The sequence below is a fragment of the Streptomyces sp. MAI_2237 genome, from assembly GCF_054189285.1.
Genome location: NZ_JAJPGQ010000001.1, coordinates 180701 through 197849 on the forward strand (window position 1 = coordinate 180701; position 17149 = coordinate 197849).

The following is a 17149-nucleotide window of genomic DNA, read 5'->3' on the forward strand; positions in this document are numbered from 1 at the left end:
GGGTACGGACTCCTTGCGAGAACTGCTGGTGAGGGCTGGAAGAGGGTGTTCAGACGAGCGACCGGTACAGACCGGGGCGGCGGTCCTTCAGGTACGGGTTCGCCTCGCGGGAGGCGGCGAGGAAGGCGGGGTCGACGTCGGCGACGACCAGTTCCTCACCGCGGCCGGCACGGGTGCGGGCGATGCCGTCGGGCCCGGCGAGGGCGGACAGCCCGAAGAACTCGAACTCGCCCTCGGCGCCGACCCGGTTGACGTAGGCGACGTACATCTGGTTCTCCCAGGCCCGCACCGGAACCATCGACTCGGCGACGAACTGGAACGGGTGCATGTTCGCCGTCGGCACCACGAGCAGGTCGGTGCCGGCCAGGGCGTGGGCGCGGGCGTTCTCGGGGAACTCGACGTCGTAGCAGATCATGAGGCCGACGGTGAGGCCGCCGAGCCGGGCCTGGACGAGGGACTGCTCGCCCGGGGTGAAGTGCTCGCGCTCGGCGGCGCCGAAGAGGTGGGTCTTGCGGTAGTTCGCGAGCCGCGTGCCGTCGGCGGAGATCAGCTGCGCGGAGTTGAACACCGTCTCGCCGTCGCGCTCCGGGTATCCGTAGGCGATCGCGAGCCCGTGCCGCCCGGAGATGTCGGCGACCGCGTCCGCGGAGTCCCCGTCGGCGGGCTCGGCGAGACGGGCGATGTCGTCGCCGATCGCGTACCCGGTGAGGAACATCTCCGGCGCGGCCAGCAGCGCGGCGCCCCCGGCGGCGGCACGGCTCGCGGCCGCGTCGAGGACCTTGAGGTTCTCGGCGACGGATCCGGGGCGGCCGGAGCTCTGGAGCAGGGCGGTACGCATGCGTGTTCCTCGACGGTGCGCAGGGGTGTAAGGGCCATTTAGAAGGTACGGTCGGCGGGCCGCGACCAGCAAGAAGGAGCCGTTGCGCGCCGGTGAGCGGTTCATTGCGTACGACAGCCCTGACGCGGCGATTCGTTGCGCGCCCCCGCGCGGGCACGGAACGCCAGGACGAGCGCCGTCAGTCCATACGGCAGCGAGAACAGCACGAAGGCCGTGCTGTGGGCGGCCCTGGACGCGATCGCCGCGTATCCGGCGTACACCGCGACCGTGACCAGCTCCGTGCCCAGACCCGCGACCGAGGTGAGGGTGGCGCGGCCGGTGTCGTCGAGACGCCGCTGGAGGCGGACGTCGGCGAGGACGGTCGCGAGCTGGAAGCCGCCGAAGGCGACGGCCACCAGCCCGAGGGCGAGCGGTGTCCCGGCCACCGCACCCGCGGCGAGGGCGATCGCGGCCACCCCGAGGGGCCGGGCCAGCCCCCTGGTCCCCAGGCGTTCGAAGCGGCCGGCGAGGAGGCTGCCGGCCGTGGCGCCCGCCCAGATCAGCAGGAGCAGGTAGGGCACCCGGGCGTCGGGCACCCCGGTCTCCCGCACCAGCAGCGGCGTGTACTCGTCCAGCGCGCCCCACACGGCGGCCACGGCCGGGACGAGCAGGATCGCCCCGCGCACCGAGGGCTCGCGCCGGATACGCGTGAGTCCGGCCCTCAGGGTCGCGGCCCCGCTCCCGCCGTCGTGCGCGGCGGCGGACCGGTGCTCGGGGAACGCGGCCGCCGTCACTGCGGACGCCACGCAGGCCAGCACGCTCGCCGCGCCGACGGCGCCGTAGCCGCCCCGGGCGAGGACGGGCCCGGCGAGCCCCATCGCCGTCATGACCGCGACCAGGCCCACCGCCCGGGACCGGCCCATGAGACGGGCGTACCGCTCGGCCGCACCGAGCCGCTCCAGCTCCTCGTACACCAGGGCCTCCAGTGCCCCGGAGACGAATGCTCCGCGCGCGCCCCACAGCACGAAGCCCACGGCGAAGGCCCAGTACGAGGGCACGAGCACCCACAGCGCGAAGCCGACGGCGGTCAGCAGCGGGCCCAGCCGGAGCAGCAGCCGCCGCGAGACGGCGTCGGCCCAGGCGCCGGAGGGCACCTCCAGCAGCACGCCGGTGAGCGACCACAGGGCGAACAGGGAGGAGATCTGCCAGACGGACAGCCCGGTGTCGCTGAACAGCAGCGTGTACACCGGGTAGAGCAGCACGCACTCGTCCAGGAACGAGTAGCCGTACAGGGTGGTTGTCAGCCGGCGGACAGCTGTCGCGGGCGGACGGGTGGAGGAGAGTGTCATGTGGCCTTCCCTGAGGGGCGGTTCGGACGTCGTGGGTACGGCGTCCGAGGCGGCCCTCGGGAGGCCCGGTCGGTGGATCAATGTCGCCAGGTCATGCGACCGATGCTAGAGAGTTCCGGGCGCTACGCCCAGCGAGAATGCGGAGGATGCGGTGAACATCGAGGAGTTGCCGAGGATCGACGAGCACGCGACGGTGGTCGCGGCCGAGGACGGTGCCGTCTGGCACGCGCTCGGCGAGACCCTGGAGCGGTCCTTCGCACGACCGCGCTCCGCTCGCTACGCCCGTCTCGTCGGCGTCGCCGACCGGACGGCGTCCGGGCCCCGGCCCCTCGCCCCGGGGTCGGCGTTTCCCGGGTTCCGGGTGACCGACGCGGTCCCGGGACGGGAGCTGGTGCTCGTCGGCCGGCACCACTTCTCGACGTACGCCCTGCTCTTCCGTCTGGAGGCGGCCGGGAGCGGGCGCACCCGGCTGCGGGCCGAGACCCGGGCCCGGTTCCCCGGGCCCGGCGGTGCCCTCTACCGGCGGCTGGTCATCGGCACGGGCGCGCACGCGCTGCTGACCGGACGCCTGCTGGCGACGGTCCGGCGCCGTGCCGAGGCGTCAGGTGGGTGAGCCGGACGAGAAGCGGCGCAGCAGCGGCGACAGCACCAGGACGGACTTGGTGCGCTCCACGAAGGGCTCCCCGGCGATCCGCTCCAGCACCCGCTCGAAGTGCCGCATGTCGGAGGCGAAGACCTGGACGATCGCGTCCGCGTCGCCGGTGACGGTCGACGCGGCCACGACCTCCTGGTAGCGCTCCAGTCCGCGCCGGATGGTCTCCGGCGAGGTGTTGTGCCGGCAGTAGATCTCGACGAACCCCTCGGTCTCCCAGCCGAGGGCCGAGGGGTCGACGCGGACGGTGAAGCCGGTGATGGCCCCGGTGGCGCGCAGCCGGTCCACGCGCCGCTTGACGGCGGGCGCGGACAGGCCGACCAGTTGCCCGATGTCCGCGAAGGAGCGGCGGGCGTCCTCGGCGAGGGCGTGCACGATGCGTTCGTCGAGATCGTTCAGCACGGTGGGTCGTTCAGCTTTCAGGCGTTGCGAGTCGGGAGCGGCGGTGGCCGTACCCGAAGTAGAACACGAGCCCGACGGCCATCCAGACACCGAAGACCACCCAGGTGACGGCGGACAGGCTGCCCATCATCCACACGCAGAAGCCGAAGCCGAGCGCGGGCAGGACGGGCGAGAGCGGGACGCGGAAGGTGCGGTTCATGTGCGGGCGGGTGCGGCGCAGCACCACGACGGCGATGTTGACCAGGGCGAAGGCGAACAGGGTGCCGATGCTGGTGGCGTCGGCGAGCTGGCCGAGCGGGATCGCGGCGGCGAGGACACCGCAGAACAGGGAGACGATCACGGTGTTGGCGCGGGGGGTGCCGGTCTTGGGGTGGACCTTGGCGAACACCTTGGGCACCAGGCCGTCGCGGGACATCGCGAAGAGGATGCGGGTCTGGCCGTAGAGGACGGTCAGCACGACGCTGGCGATGGCGATGACGGCGCAGGCGGCGAGCAGGGTGCCCCAGAAGTTCTGCCCGGTGACGTCGCGCATGATCTGGGCGAGCGCGGCCTCGGAGTCGTTGAACCGCCGCCAGGGCTTGGCGCCGACGGCGACGGCGGCGACGAGGACGTACAACGCGGTGACGATGACCAGCGACAGCATGATGGCGCGGGGCAGGTCGCGCTGGGCGTCCTTGGCCTCCTCACCGGCGGTGGAGGCGGCGTCGAAGCCGATGTAGGAGAAGAACAGCGTGGCCCCGGCGGCGCTCACACCGGCCATGCCCAGCGGCATGAAGTGCGCGTAGTTCCCGGAGCGGAAGCCCTGGATGCCGATGGCGCAGAACAGCACCAGCGCGGCGATCTTCACGCACACCATGATCGTGTTGGCGCGGGCCGACTCGCGGGCGCCGCCGAGCAGGAAGGCCATGGCGAGCAGGACGACGATCAGCGCGGGCAGGTTGAAGACGCCGCCGTCGCCGGGGGGCGCGGACAGGGCGTCGGGGATGGTGACGCCGATGGTGCCGTCGAGGAGTTCGTTGAGGTACTCGCCCCAGCCGACGGCGACGGCCGCCACGGACACGCCGTACTCCAGGACCAGGCACCAGCCGCAGATCCAGGCGATCAGCTCGCCCATCGTTGCGTATGCGTACGAGTACGAGGAGCCGGAGACGGGGATGGTGCCTGCCAGTTCGGCGTAGGACAGGGCCGAGAACAGCGCGGTGAGACCGGCGATGACGAAGGAGAGGGTGACGGCCGGGCCGGCCTTGGGGACGGCCTCGCCGAGGACCACGAAGATGCCGGTGCCCAGGGTGGCACCGATGCTGATCATGGTGAGCTGCCAGAGCCCGAGGGACCGGCGCAGACTGCCGCCTTCGCCCTGACCGCCCTCCGCGACCAGGCGTTCCACCGGCTTGCGACGCATGAGGCGCGCGCCGAGGCCCGGGGACGGCGGGGCTTCGGTGGTACTGCTGTGCGGGGGTGCGCCTTGGTCGAGCACGCGCTGACTCCTTCGTCGCTGCGGTCGGCGCGGCGGGACCGTCAGGCGTCCCCGCGCGAGCAGGGACCCGTCGAGCGGGGTCCGTGCCACGCCAGGTACAGCGCATGACCCTACGGGCCGGGCCTTCGCAGGCGAAATGCAGCAACCTTGCGCATCCACGCAAGATCGTTGCGTTCATCGGAAGGGGGATGGGGGTTCGTTGCACCGGTGCCGCCGGAACGTGTCACGGGCGGGCGCCACGACGCCCCCGGGGGCGCGGGGAACTGCGCGACCGGCCACGAACCGGCCCGCAGCTGCCCCACGACCTGAGCGCTCCCGAGCGGAGCGACCAGCGCCCCCGAGCGGGGCGGCTAGTTCCAGCTGGCGTGCAGCGGCTGGCCCTCGGCGTAGCCGGCGGCGCTCTGGATGCCGACGACGGCCTTCTCGGTGAACTCCTCCAGGGAGCCCGCGCCGGCGTAGGTGCAGGAGGAGCGGACGCCCGCGATGATCGAGTCGATCAGGTCCTCGACGCCCGGGCGGGACGGGTCGAGGAACATGCGGGAGGTCGAGATGCCCTCCTCGAACAGCGCCTTGCGGGCGCGGTCGTAGGACGACTCCTCGGAGGTGCGGTTGAGCACGGCACGGGCCGACGCCATGCCGAAGGACTCCTTGTAGAGCCGGCCGGAGGAGTCCTGCTGGAGGTCGCCCGGCGACTCGTAGGTGCCCGCGAACCAGGAGCCGATCATCACGTTGGAGGCGCCGGCCGCGAGGGCCATGGCGACGTCGCGGGGATGCCGGACACCGCCGTCGGCCCACACGTGCTTGCCGTACTTGCGGGCCTCGGCCGCGCACTCCAGCACGGCGGAGAACTGCGGCCGGCCGACGCCGGTCATCATGCGGGTGGTGCACATGGCGCCCGGTCCGACGCCGACCTTGATGATGTCGGCACCGGCCTCGACGAGGTCCCTGACGCCCTCGGCGGCGACGATGTTCCCCGCCACGATCGGCACGCCCGGGTCGAGCGCGCGGACCGTGCGGATCGCGCTGATCATCGACTCCTGGTGGCCGTGCGCGGTGTCGATGACGAGGGTGTCGACGCCCGCGTCGAGGAGCTGCTTGGCCTTGCCCGCGACATCGCCGTTGATGCCGACGGCGGCGGCGATGCGCAGCCTGCCGTTCGCGTCGACGGCCGGCGTGTAGAGCGTGGCGCGCAGGGCGCCCTTGCGGGTGAGGATGCCGGCCAGGCGGCCCTCGGCGTCCACCGCGGGGGCGTAGCGCCGGTTGGCGCCGTCGAGGCGGTTGAAGGCCTCGCGCGGGTCGATGTCGGCGTCGATGAGCAGCAGGTCCTTCGACATGACGACCTCGAGCTGGGTGAACCGGTCGACGCCGGAGAGGTCCCGGTCGGTGACGACACCGACGGGCCGGCCCTCCCCGTCGACGACGACGCCGGCGTTGTGCGCCCGCTTGGGCAGCAGGGACAGCGCGTCGGCGACGGTCTGGTGCGGGGTGAGGACGATCGGGGTGTCGAGGACCAGGTGGCGGCTCTTGACCCAGGAGATGACGTCGGTGACGACCTCGATGGGGATGTCCTGCGGGATGACCACCAGTCCGCCGCGCCGGGCCATCGTCTCGGCCATGCGGCGGCCGGCGATGGCGGTCATGTTGGCGACGACCAGCGGGATCGTGGTGCCCGTGCCGTCCGGGGAGCTGAGGTCCACGCCCTGCCGCGAGCCGACCGCGCTGCGGCTCGGGACCATGAAGACGTCGTCGTACGTCAGGTCGTACGGGGGCTGGATGTCGTTGAGGAAACGCACGTGCTGCACATCCCAGTCGATCAGAGGTGGCCCCCGGACAGGTCAGCCAGGGGGAAGAGCACGTACTTCATTGTCCCATGGCGGCCGGAATGCGATGCCCGGGCGGATCGTCCAGGCAGGTCAGGGGGGTGCTAGGAGGATGCTCCAAGAGCGAGGGCCACGGTGGCGGCGGAGGCGTGCGTGAAGACGTCCAGAGCGGTCCGCCACTCCTCCGGCCGCGTCTCGGCGTACGGCCGCCAGTTGCGCACGACGACCAGCAGCCCCCTGCCGGCGGCCTCCTCGGGCCACACGCCCGGGTCCGACAGGACGTCGGCCAGCGCGTCCCAGTTGCGGCCGAACCAGTCTGGCAGCCGCAGGTCCCGCGCGCACCGGTCCATCAGCCCGGCCTTGTCCCGGACCCCGTCCAGGTCCAGCGTGACCACGTGCTCCGTCATCTCCGTACCACCTCGAACGACTGGTAGTGATCATCGGTGTAGTAGATCTCGCCGCCCTGCCCGGTGACGATGCGCCGGGCCCCGCGGTCGCGCGAGCCCGGCGTGGGGACCGTGTACTCGCGGTAGTAGCCGCGCCGCTGCCGGGGCAGCAGCCCTTCGAAGTTGCCGAAGACGGCACCGTCCTTGGCGTACGGGAAGGGGCCGCCCTCGTCGATGAGGGCAAGCGTGTGCCGGGCCTCGGCGGGGAGCCGGGCCGCCTGGACGGTCGCCGTGCCGGAAGGGGACCGCGGGGTCGTCGCGTCGCCCGACGAGCACGCCGTCAGCAGTGCGAGGAGCAGGCAGAGCAGCACACGGGGGACGAACCGGAGCACCATGCGCCCGATGCTGCCACGGCCGTCCCCTCGTGACCTTCCGTCAGGGCCCGTCGGGGTCCGCCCTGTTGAGGGCCGACCTCGGCGTCGGCCCCGCCGTCATCAGCACGTCCGCGGCCGAGGTGTCCGTCACCAGGCTGGTCACCAGCCCGGAGCGCAGCACCGCGTCGATCGCCGACGCCTTGCGCGCGCCGCCCGCTATGGCGACGACCTCCGGGATACGGCGCAGCTGGTCGGCCTTGACCGTGATGCACCGCTCCCCGAGGTCCCGTCCGACCCGGCGTCCCTCGGCGTTGAACAGGTGCGCGGACATCTCGGCGGCGACACCGAGGGAGGCGTAGTGCGCACGCTCCTCGTCGCTGAGCATGTCGTGCACCGTCGAGATACCGGGCTCCCAGGAGCCGATGGAGACACAGGCGACGGTGACCTTGTCGAAGTACTCGAAGGCCCGCGCGATGCCGGTCTGGTGGCGCAGCGCCGCCGCGGTGGCCGCGTCCGGCAGCAGCATCGGCGCGTAGATGGGGTGGGCGTCGCCGCCGGAGACCTGGGCGGCGCGGCGCACGGCCTCGACGGAGCCGCGCTCGGCGGTACCGGCGTCGTACACGCCCGTCAGCTGCACCACCGTGCACGGTGGCAGCCGGTCCAGGGCGGCGGCCATGTGGATGGTGGAGCGACCCCAGGCGAGCCCGAGGACATCGCCCTCGTTGACCAGCTCGCCGAGCAGGTCGGCGGCCACCTCACCGAGGTTCTCGGGGTCGGGCGAGTCCTGGGCCTCGGCCGGGGACTCCACCACGACGGCGTGCCTGAGGCCGTAGCGGGCGCGCAGCGCGTCCGAGCGCTCGGCGTCCAGCTCGGCCGGGACCCGGATCTCGATGCGTACGAGATCCCGTTCGAGGGCGGTCTCCAGGACCCGGGCCACCTTGAAGCGGCTGACGCCGAACTCCTCCGCGATCTGGATCTTGGACTTGCCCTCGAGGTAGAAGCGGCGGGCCATGGCCGCCGCCTGCACCAGCTCGGCGGGTCCCATCCGCACTGCTGACCGGCCGCCCGCCGTCATACCCGACACGGCGTTCTCCTCACTGCTGTTCACACTCTGGATTCGCCGTTCATCCTTGCAGATCCGGCGTAGTTGATCCGCCCCGATGGGCGCCGTTCACAGCTGTTCACCGACCTGTGGCTCAGTGGTCGCACGCCCAGGACGCCCCGGCGGTGACCGTCTCCGCCTGGTTGCGCAGGGCACGTACCGCCTCGGCGGGGTCGTCGGCCCCGTACACCGCGGAGCCCGCGACGAAGACGTCCGCGCCGGCCTCCGCGCAGCGCTCGATGGTGGCGGCCGACACCCCGCCGTCGACCTGGAGCCACAGCTCCAGCCCGTGCTTGCTGATCAACTCGCGGGTGCGCCGAATCTTCGGAAGCATGATGTCCAGGAACGCCTGCCCGCCGAAGCCCGGCTCCACCGTCATGATCAGCAGCATGTCGAGCTCCGGCAGCAGATCCTCGTACGGCTCGATGGGCGTCGCGGGCCGCAGCGCCATGGAGGCACGGGCGCCCTTGGCCCGGATCTCCCGGGCCAGCCGCACCGGAGCGGTGGCCGCCTCGACGTGGAAGGTGACGGAACCGGCCCCCGCTTCCACGTACTGGGGCGCCCACCGATCGGGGGCCTCGATCATCAGATGGCAGTCCAGCGGGGTGTCCGTCGCACGGGCCAGGGACTCTACGACCGGCACACCGAGCGTGAGGTTCGGGACGAAATGGTTGTCCATGACGTCGACGTGGAGCCAGTCGGCTCCCTTGACCGCCTTCGCCTCGTCCGCGAGGCGGGCGAAGTCTGCGGACAGGATGCTGGGGTTGATCTGCACGGCCATGACCCAAGCCTGCCATGTCCGGGCACGTTTGTTCGCGCCGGTCCGGACCTAAGCCGTTCATCGGATGCCGTCCGCGGTCTGCGCGTGCCATGCTGGGCCGCCGTACGGCACCACGTACATCCACGGGGGTAGCCATGCGGCAGCTGTACGCCTGGAAGCGGAACGCCGTCCGGTTCGTGTGCGGCCGGCGCTCGAAGTGGCTGATCGTGATCCTGTGGCTGGTGGTCCTGGTGATCGCGGCCCCGTTCGGTTCGAAGCTCAACAGCGCCCAGGACAACGACGCCCAGTCCTGGCTGCCCGCTTCCGCCGAGTCCACCCGGGCCCTGAACGCCTCCGAGCACTTCAGGCCCGAGCAGATCCCCGCGGTGGTCGTCTACGCCCGCCCGGACGGCCTGACGGTCCGCGACCGGCAGCAGATCGCGCAGGACGTCCGGCAGATCAGGACGCTGCGCGCCCACGGCGTTCGCGGCGCCGAGACCCGCGGCCCGGTCTACGACCGTGCGACCGCGCCGCGCGCCGCCCAGATCTACGTGCCCATCACCATGGACGCGCAGGGCTGGCAGCGCATCGCGCCCGCGGTCGACTCCATCCGCGAACAGGCGGGCAGGGGCGGCGCCGGACTGGCGGTGCACATCACCGGGCCGGGCGGCACGTCCGCGGACTTCTCCAAGGCCTTCGAGGGCATCGACTCCACGCTGCTGTTCTCGGCGATGGCCATCGTCGTGGTGATCCTGCTGTTCACCTACCGCAGTCCGACGCTGCTGTTCGTGCCGCTGATCGGGGTGGTGGCAGCCCTGTTCACGGCACAGGCGCTGATCTATGTGCTCGCCAAACACGCCGGCCTGACGGTCAACGGGCAGAGCGCGGGCATCCTGACGGTGCTCGTCTTCGGCGCGGGGACCGACTACGCCCTGCTGCTCGTCGCCCGCTACCGGGAAGAGCTGCGGCGGCACACGGACCGCCACGAGGCGATGGAACTCGCCATGAACCGGGCCGGCCCCGCGGTCCTCGCCTCCGGCGCCACCGTCGTGCTGAGCATGCTGGTGCTCCTGGTCGCCGAGATGAACTCCACCCGGGGCCTGGGGCCGGTGGCCGCCATCGGCGTCGTGGTCGCGCTGCTGGCCATGCTCACCCTCTTCCCGGCCCTGCTGCTGGTCTTCGGCCGGTGGATCTTCTGGCCCGCGATCCCGCACCACGGCTCGGCCGATCCCACCGAGCGAGGCATCTGGGCCCGCATGGGCCGCCGGATCGCCGTGCGCCCGCGCATGATCTGGGGCATCACGACCGCGGTGCTGGTCGCGCTGTCGCTCGGCCTGTTCCAGTTGCGGGCGGACGGGATCGCCAACGCGGACGCCTTCACCAACACCCCGGACTCCATCACCGGGCAGAAGGTCTCCGCACGCTACTTCCCGGCGGGCACCGGCGATCCGCTCGTCATCGTCGCCGACCGGGCGCGGGCCGAGCAGGTGGGCCGCGCCGTCGCCGCGGATCGCGGTGTCGTCCCGCAGAGCATCGGCATACCGCCCGGCGCGGCGCCCGAGCACAACGGGCAGGTGCTGCTGGAGGCGACCATGCGGGCGCCCTCCGACAGCGACGCGGCCAAGGCGACCGTGGAGCGGGTGCGTGACGCGGCGCACGCCGTGCCCGGCGCCCACGCCGTGGTGGGCGGTGGCACGGCGGCGCTGCTGGACATGGAGAACGCCCAGGTCCACGACAACTACCTGGTGATCCCGCTGGTCCTGGCCGTCGTGCTGCTGGTGCTCGCCCTCCTGCTGCGCGCGCTGGTGGGCCCGCTGCTGCTGGTCGCGACCGTCTGTCTGTCGCTGGCCACCGCGCTGGGGCTGAGCGCCCTGGTGTTCCGGCACATATTCGGCTACGCGGGCGAGGACGTGGCCTTCCCGCTCTTCGTCTTCGTCTTCCTGGTGGCTCTCGGCATCGACTACAACATCTTCCTGACCACCCGCATCCGCGAGGAGGCCGTGCGCCAGGGCACCCGCCCCGGCGTGGTCACGGGTCTCGCCGCCACCGGCGCGGTCATCACCTCGGCCGGCCTGGTCCTCGCGGGCACCTTCGCGGCGCTGGGCACGTTGCCCATGGTGGGCTTCGCCGAGATCGGCTTCGCGGTGGCGCTCGGCGTGCTGCTGGACACGTTCGTGGTGCGGTCCGTGCTGGTGACGTCGCTCTTCCTGGACGTGGGCAAGAAGGTGTGGTGGCCGCACCACCTGTCGCGCGCCGACGGGGAGACCCGTCCCGCCGAGGCGGTCGGGCCCAGGGTCAGCCAGTCCTCCGAATGAGCGCCAGATACATGGCGTCCGTCCCGTGCACATGCGGCCACAGCTGTACGTCGGGGCCTTCGCCGAGGTCCGGCACGCCCGGCAGCAACGGCCGGGCGTCGAGGAGCTCGGTCTCCGGGCGCTGCTTGAGCACGTCGTCGACGACGGCCCGGGTCTCGGCCAGGTGCGGCGAGCAGGTGGCGTAGCCGACCACGCCGCCGACGCGCACGGCGTCCAGGGCGGAGTGCAGCAGGGCCCGCTGCAGGGGCGCGAAGCCCTCCAGGTCCTCGGGGCGGCGCCGCCAGCGCGCCTCGGGCCGCCGCCGCAGGGCGCCGAGCCCGGTGCAGGGCACGTCCACCAGCACCCGGTCGAAGGAGCCGGGCCGCCACGGCGGGCGGGTGCCGTCGGCGGCGATGACCTGATACGGCCCGGGGTTGCCGCTGAGTGCCTTGGCGACCAGGCCGGCCCGGTGCGGCTGCTTCTCGGAGGCGAGCAGCACCGCCCCGCGGGCGGCGGCCACGGCCGCCAGCAGCGCGGCCTTTCCGCCCGGTCCCGCGCACCCGTCGAGCCACCGCTCGTCGGGCCCGTCGAGCGGTGCGTTGGCCAGCGCGAGCGCGACGAGCTGGCTGCCCTCGTCCTGCACGCCGGCCCGTCCCTCCCGCACGGCCGCGATCGCCCCGGGCTCGCCACCCTCGGTCAGCCGCACGGCGTACGGCGACCAGCGCCCCGGCACCGCGGCCTCCTCGTCGAGCAGCTCCTCGGTCGTGCAGCGGCCGGGACGCGCGACGAGCGTCACCTCGGGCCGCTCGTTGTCGGCCGCCAGCAGCGCCTCGATGCCGGCGCGTCCGCCGCCGAGCGAGTCCCACAGCGCGGAGACCACCCAGCGCGGATGCGAGTGCACGACGGCGAGATGGTCCTCGGGGTCCTCGTCGTAGGACGGCGCGACCTGCTCGATCCACCCGTCGAGATCGTGCTGGGCGACCTTGCGCAGCACGGCGTTGACGAACTTGGCCCGCCCGTCGCCGAGCACGACGCGCGCGAGCTCCACGGAGGCGGAGACGGCGGCGTGCGTCGGGATCCGGGTCCCCAGCAGCTGGTGCACGCCGAGGCTGAGCACGTCGAGCACCGGCGGGTCGACCTCCCGCAGCGGCCGGTCGACACAGGCCGCGATGACCGCGTCGTACGTCCCCTGCCACCGCAGCGTCCCGTAGACCAGCTCGGTCGCCAGCGCAGCGTCCCGCCCGTCGAAGCGGTCGGGCCCTTCCTTCTCCCGCGCCTTGCGCAGCAGCGGCGGCAGGACGAGGTTGGCGTAGGCGTCCCGCTCGTCCACGGCCCTCAGCGCCTCGAAGGCGAGGAGGCGGACGGGGTCCTTCTTGGGCCGCCGGTAGGGCTTGCCGGGCTTGCGGGGCCCACGGGGGGTGTCGCTCACGAAAAAGGTGCTCCGGAGGTGAGATCAGGGAAATACGTCCCCAGCGTACGTCGCCCGGGCCGGCCGGTTGCTAGCCGAGGCTCTCGCCGTCGGCGATGCGCACCCCGCGGGCCCAGTCGGCGGCCCGCATGGGCTTCTTGCCCTGGGCCTGCACCCACAGCAGCTCCACGGCGTACGAGCCGGTGCCGACGTGCACGCTGTTCTTGCCGACGGCCGGCTCCGCGGGCGCGAGGTCGGTCCGCTCCGGCACGGGCGTGACCTGGATGAGCTTGAGCCGCTCGCCCCGGAAGACGGTCCAGGCGCCGGGCGCGGGCGTGCAGCCGCGCACGACCCGGTCGACCCGCAGCGCCGGTGCCCGCCAGTCCACCTGGGCGTCCTCGACGGTGATCTTCGGGGCCAGGGTGATGCCGTCGGCGGGCTGCGGTACGGCCTTCAGCGTGCCGTCCTCGATGCCGTCCATGGTCGCGGCGAGCAGGCCGGCGCCGGCGAAGGCGAGCCGGGTGAGCAGGTCGCCGCTGGTGTCGGTGGGCCGGATCTCCTCCGTGACGGTGCCGTAGACGGGCCCGGAGTCCAGTCCCTCCTCGATCAGGAAGGTCGACGCTCCCGTGATCTCGTCCCCGGCCATCAGGGAGTGCTGCACCGGCGCCGCGCCCCGCCAGGCGGGCAGCAGCGAGAAGTGCAGGTTGACCCAGCCGCGGGCGGGGACGTCGAGGGCCACGCGCGGCAGCAGGGCGCCGTAGGCCACGACGGGGCAGCAGTCGGGCGCGATCTCCCGCAGCCGGTCAAGGAACTCCGGGTCCCGCGGCTTGAGCGGCTTCAGCACCTCGATGCCGGCTTCCTCCGCCCGCTGCGCCACGGGCGACGCGACCAGCCGGCGCCCCCGTCCCGCCGGCGCGTCGGGCCGCGTGACGACGGCGGCGACCTCGTGCCGCCCGGAGGAGATCAGAGCGTCCAGGGCGGGAACGGCGACCTCGGGGGTCCCGGCGAAGACGAGCTTCATGGGTGGGTTCGGACCTCTCGGGGAGCGGGGTGCGGGCAGCGACCCAGTCTATGACCTCGGGGTCGACGGGAAACGGCTGGTGCGGGCGGGAGAAGGGCCGACCCCGCGGCCGGCGGCCGAGGCGCGCCGTCCCCGGTCGGGGCGCGCGAATATACCCACACGCCCCCACTGCGTGACCCGCGGAGCGTTGACGCGTTGGTCAAGAAAGAGTTGACCACAAAGGGCCGCTTGAGCGCGGCCCGATCCTTTTCAACGCCGGTTCGAGAGGCTTGTTCATGGCCGACCATGCAACCCACGACGCCCAGGCTCGGGCCAGCCTGCACTTGCTGGTGCGGGACATCGAGCGGGTCCGCCGGCAGGTGGACGCACTGCGCACGCTCACCGCCCAGTTGGGCAACGTCTACCGCCCGCGCCGCTCCGGCCCCTCCACGGGCTTCGTCGTCTACGGACGGGCCCCCGCCCCGACCGTCCGGCTCGCCCAGGAACTGCGGGACAGTGTCGAGACCCTGGTGACGGCGGCGGTCGACTTCGACCGCTCCCTCGGCTTCTCGTGGGACGCGGTGGGTTCCGCACTCGGCGTCACCAAGCAGGCGGTGCACCGCCGTTACGGCGCCCGTCGGGCCGCGGCCCAGGCGGCCGCCGAGGCCGAGCGCACGGCCGAGCCCTCGGCGAGCAGGACGGTCGGCGTGAACACCGGCCTCCCTGCGGTGCCCACGGTCCCCGCGGCCCGCGCCATGCCCACCCAGCCGACGGCGGGCAGCCCCGTCCTCCGCGAGGAGGCCCGACCGACGGCCTTTCCCGGCCCACGCAACGGCTGAACCACCTTTTCCTGCCTGCCCTCCCGGCCCATATCAGGCTCCGGGAGGGCAGACGCTTGCCCGGGACACCGGCAGGCGACGTGCCGGCTCTGCCGCTGGGGCAGCCTTTCCTCTGGGTGGCCTCCGTGTCGGCAGACGGACGCCTGATGCCGCCCCGCGGACGGCTGCAACGGCGGTGCCGGAGACGGGAGTCGAGGGGGCTCAGCCGATGTCCGGTGGGTCGATGCGCACCCGGACCGCCGCCGCTTCGCCGGCCCCGGCACCCCGGGCCGTCCGCGCCGCCTGTGCGGCCTTCAACGCCGAGGCGAGCGCGGCTCCGCTGCCGGGCGGCACGCGCACCAGCGCCCGTTCCCAGTGCTCACCGGGAGGCGGCGCCCCCACCCGCCGCGGCCGGCCCGCCGACGTGACCGGCAGGGGAACGGGCCCCAGCACCTGGGCCTCCGGCGGCAGTTCGGCCATGCGCAGGAACTCGCCGACCGCCTCTGACGTCCCCGACACCGCCGCCATCCGGGACACGGGCGGAAAGCCCAGCTCGGCCCGCTCGCCGAGTTCCCGCACCGCGTGTCCGACGGGATCCCAGCGCACCAGCGCCTGCACGGGCCGCAACGTCGGTTCCGCTACGACGACCACGGTGCCCCCGGCGCCCTGCGGCCGGACGAGCGCGGCGGCCGCGATCCACCGCCGCAGCGCGTCCTCGCCGGCCCGCAGATCGGGCCGTCCGAGCATCGCCCAGCCGTCCAGCAGCAGCGCGGCCGCATAGCCGCCCTCGGCGACGGGCTCGGCCCCCGGCGTGCTGACGATCAGCGCGGGCGCCTCCGGCACGGTGTCCAGCACCTGCTCACGCCCCGAGGTCCGCACCGGCACGGCCGGGAAGGCCCGCCCGAGTTCCTCGGCCGTCCGGCGCGCTCCGACGACCTGCGCCCTCAGCCGGAATCCGCCGCACTCCGGGCAGTGCCAGCCGCTCTCCTCGCGCCCGCACCACCCGCACCGCAGCGCCGCCCCCGACTCCTGCGCCTCCAGCGGCCCCGCACAATGCCGGCACCGGGCGGGCGCACGGCAGTCGGCGCACGCCATGCGCGGCACGTATCCCCGTCGGGGCACCTGTACGAGCACCGGTCCGTGGCGCAGTCCCTCGCGGACGGCCTGCCAGGCGAGGGTCGGCAGCCGGGCGGCCCGGGCGGCCTCGTCGCGCGCGAGATCGGTGTCCCCCACGGTCCGCACGAGCGGCGCGAAAGCCCGCACCTGCTCCCGCGCGGCGACGAGCGGCCGTGCCCAGCCGCTCTCGACGAGCTGGGCCGCCTCGACGGTGCAGCTCCACCCCCCCAGCAGGAAACCGCACTTGTCCAGCGCGGCCCGCAACAGCAGCACCTCGCGCGCATGCGGCTGAGGGGCGTGCAGTTCGCTGTGGCTGTCGTCGCCGTCGTCCCAGATGGCCACGAGCCCCAGGTCCCGCACGGGCGCGAACATGGCGGCCCGGGTCCCGACGACGGCCCGTACGGACCCTCGCCGCACCGCCAGCCACTCCCGGTAGCGCTTCTCGGGCCCGGCGTCGGCGGTGAGCACCGCGTGCCGCCCCTCCCCCAGCAGAGCCGTCAGCGCGGCGTCCACGCGCGCGACGGCCCGCCCGTCCGGCAGGACGACGAGGGCCCCGCGTCCGGAGGCCAGCGTCGCCGCCACGGCCCGCGCGATCTCCTCGCTCCACGCCGGCCCGGGCAGCGCGTTCCACACGGCACGGGGGGATCCGCCGGACGCCAGCGACTGAAGGAACGCGGCCCCCCGCTCGTACCGCGCCCAGGACCCCGTCTCCGGCGCGCCGGGCGGCGGCAGGGGCTCGGGCGAGGGCCGCTGCTCGGCGCGGGCGCTGCGCGGCGGCACGGCGAGCTGAAGCACGTCGGCGAGGCTGCCCGCGTACCGGTCGGCGACGGCTCGGGCGAGCCCCAGCAGTTCCTCGCTCAGCACCGGCTCGGGCGAGACGACCTGGGCGAGCGCGGCCAGCGGCCCCGAGTAGTCGGACTCGGCGCGCCGCTCGATCAGGAAGCCGTCGATCAGCCCGCCGCCCTCGCGGCGCCCTTCCCGCACGCGGTGCCGCCCGGCTCCGAACCGCACCCGCACCCGGACGCCGGGCTGCGCGTCGGCGTCGAGTTCCTCCGGCACCGCGTAGTCGAAGTACCGGTCGAGGTGCAGCACCCCCTTGTCGACGAGCACCCGGGCGACCGGCAGCTGCCCGGCCAGCGCGGCGCCCCGCCAGGTCCGCGGCTTGGCCCGCGGCTCCCTGGCCTTCCGCACACTCTCCCTGATGAGCGCAAGCTGCTCCGGCGGCGCACCTTCGCCGCCGTCCCCCGATCCGTTCTCGCTGCTCACGCTTGCATTCTTACCAAATGCCACTGACAGACGGCGCCGTGGCGATCCCCCGGGAACGACGAACAGGGCCCGGCCCCCCGAGGGGAACCGGGCCCTGCGACGACGGGG

General features: G+C 73.4%; 15 protein-coding genes. 3 read left to right on the forward strand and 12 right to left on the reverse strand.

The window, feature by feature from the left end; genetic code table 11:
- Positions 1 to 49: 49 nt before the first annotated feature.
- Both LN251_RS00835 and LN251_RS00840 read right to left on the reverse strand, forming a co-directional pair.
- On the reverse strand, positions 50 to 838 hold the full coding sequence (locus LN251_RS00835; RefSeq protein ID WP_458242649.1) for a carbon-nitrogen hydrolase family protein: 789 nt from the start codon (positions 836 to 838) through the stop codon (positions 50 to 52).
- 101 nt (positions 839 to 939) lie between these two features.
- Positions 940 to 2166, reverse strand: coding sequence for an MFS transporter (locus LN251_RS00840; protein ID WP_458242650.1), 1227 nt, complete (start codon positions 2164 to 2166; stop codon positions 940 to 942).
- A 151-nt stretch (positions 2167 to 2317) separates the two neighbouring features.
- Here LN251_RS00840 and LN251_RS00845 point away from each other — a divergent pair, with 151 nt between their 5' ends.
- Positions 2318 to 2779, forward strand: coding sequence for a hypothetical protein (locus tag LN251_RS00845; protein WP_458242651.1), 462 nt, complete (start codon positions 2318 to 2320; stop codon positions 2777 to 2779).
- Here LN251_RS00845 and LN251_RS00850 read toward each other — a convergent pair.
- The 7 genes from LN251_RS00850 to rpe form a co-directional block, all read right to left on the reverse strand.
- Complete coding sequence (locus LN251_RS00850; RefSeq protein ID WP_058926532.1) at positions 2768 to 3220, reverse strand: Lrp/AsnC family transcriptional regulator; 453 nt, start codon at positions 3218 to 3220, stop codon at positions 2768 to 2770. The two genes, LN251_RS00845 and LN251_RS00850, sit on opposite strands and share 12 nt — an antisense overlap.
- Before the next feature lie 10 nt (positions 3221 to 3230).
- Positions 3231 to 4697, reverse strand: coding sequence for an amino acid permease (locus tag LN251_RS00855; protein WP_458242652.1), 1467 nt, complete (start codon positions 4695 to 4697; stop codon positions 3231 to 3233).
- Positions 4698 to 5047: 350 nt separating this feature from the next.
- The gene (locus tag LN251_RS00860) at positions 5048 to 6490 is read right to left on the reverse strand and encodes a GuaB1 family IMP dehydrogenase-related protein (protein ID WP_458243239.1); all 1443 of its coding nucleotides are present in this window, start codon (positions 6488 to 6490) and stop codon (positions 5048 to 5050) included.
- 131 nt (positions 6491 to 6621) lie between these two features.
- Positions 6622 to 6924, reverse strand: coding sequence for a barstar family protein (locus tag LN251_RS00865; RefSeq protein WP_458242653.1), 303 nt, complete (start codon positions 6922 to 6924; stop codon positions 6622 to 6624).
- Positions 6921 to 7298 carry a ribonuclease domain-containing protein gene (locus LN251_RS00870; RefSeq protein ID WP_458242654.1) on the reverse strand — a complete coding sequence of 126 codons (378 nt, stop codon included), beginning with the start codon at positions 7296 to 7298 and terminating at the stop codon, positions 6921 to 6923. Before LN251_RS00870 ends, LN251_RS00865 begins: the two co-directional genes overlap by 4 nt.
- 40 nt (positions 7299 to 7338) lie before the next feature.
- Entirely contained in the window at positions 7339 to 8385 is a 1047-nt protein-coding gene (locus LN251_RS00875) for a sugar-binding transcriptional regulator (RefSeq protein ID WP_458242655.1), read from the reverse strand.
- A gap of 88 nt (positions 8386 to 8473) precedes the next feature.
- On the reverse strand, positions 8474 to 9160 hold the full coding sequence (gene rpe, locus LN251_RS00880) for a ribulose-phosphate 3-epimerase (RefSeq protein ID WP_383673054.1): 687 nt from the start codon (positions 9158 to 9160) through the stop codon (positions 8474 to 8476).
- Between the two features lie 134 nt (positions 9161 to 9294).
- On the opposite strand from rpe, the gene LN251_RS00885 reads away from it, so the two are divergent.
- A complete protein-coding gene (locus LN251_RS00885; RefSeq protein WP_458242656.1) occupies positions 9295 to 11454 on the forward strand; it encodes an MMPL family transporter in 2160 nt (719 codons plus the stop codon).
- On the opposite strand, the gene LN251_RS00890 is transcribed toward LN251_RS00885, so the two are convergent.
- Complete coding sequence (locus LN251_RS00890) at positions 11435 to 12862, reverse strand: RsmB/NOP family class I SAM-dependent RNA methyltransferase (RefSeq protein ID WP_458242657.1); 1428 nt, start codon at positions 12860 to 12862, stop codon at positions 11435 to 11437. The two genes, LN251_RS00885 and LN251_RS00890, sit on opposite strands and share 20 nt — an antisense overlap.
- Positions 12863 to 12932: 70 nt before the next feature.
- Entirely contained in the window at positions 12933 to 13862 is a 930-nt protein-coding gene (gene fmt, locus LN251_RS00895; RefSeq protein WP_458242658.1) for a methionyl-tRNA formyltransferase, read from the reverse strand.
- A gap of 275 nt (positions 13863 to 14137) precedes the next feature.
- On the opposite strand from fmt, the gene LN251_RS00900 reads away from it, so the two are divergent.
- Positions 14138 to 14680 (forward strand): hypothetical protein, encoded by a 543-nt coding sequence (locus LN251_RS00900; RefSeq protein WP_458242659.1) that lies wholly within the window; start codon positions 14138 to 14140, stop codon positions 14678 to 14680.
- 201 nt (positions 14681 to 14881) lie between these two features.
- On the opposite strand, the gene LN251_RS00905 is transcribed toward LN251_RS00900, so the two are convergent.
- A complete protein-coding gene (locus tag LN251_RS00905; protein WP_458242660.1) occupies positions 14882 to 17041 on the reverse strand; it encodes a primosomal protein N' in 2160 nt (719 codons plus the stop codon).
- Positions 17042 to 17149 lie beyond the last annotated feature (108 nt).

Bases quoted from the DNA above. Each gene is read 5' to 3' on its own strand.
- LN251_RS00835 (WP_458242649.1), bottom strand. From the start codon at position 838: ATGCGTACCGCCCTGCTCCAGAGCTCCGGCCGCCCCGGATCCGTCGCC.
- LN251_RS00840 (WP_458242650.1), bottom strand. From the start codon at position 2,166: ATGACACTCTCCTCCACCCGTCCGCCCGCGACAGCTGTCCGCCGGCTG.
- LN251_RS00865 (WP_458242653.1), bottom strand. From the start codon at position 6,924: ATGACGGAGCACGTGGTCACGCTGGACCTGGACGGGGTCCGGGACAAG.
- LN251_RS00870 (WP_458242654.1), bottom strand. From the start codon at position 7,298: ATGGTGCTCCGGTTCGTCCCCCGTGTGCTGCTCTGCCTGCTCCTCGCA.
- rpe (WP_383673054.1), bottom strand. From the start codon at position 9,160: ATGGCCGTGCAGATCAACCCCAGCATCCTGTCCGCAGACTTCGCCCGC.
- LN251_RS00885 (WP_458242656.1), top strand. From the start codon at position 9,295: ATGCGGCAGCTGTACGCCTGGAAGCGGAACGCCGTCCGGTTCGTGTGC.
- fmt (WP_458242658.1), bottom strand. From the start codon at position 13,862: ATGAAGCTCGTCTTCGCCGGGACCCCCGAGGTCGCCGTTCCCGCCCTG.
- LN251_RS00900 (WP_458242659.1), top strand. From the start codon at position 14,138: ATGGCCGACCATGCAACCCACGACGCCCAGGCTCGGGCCAGCCTGCAC.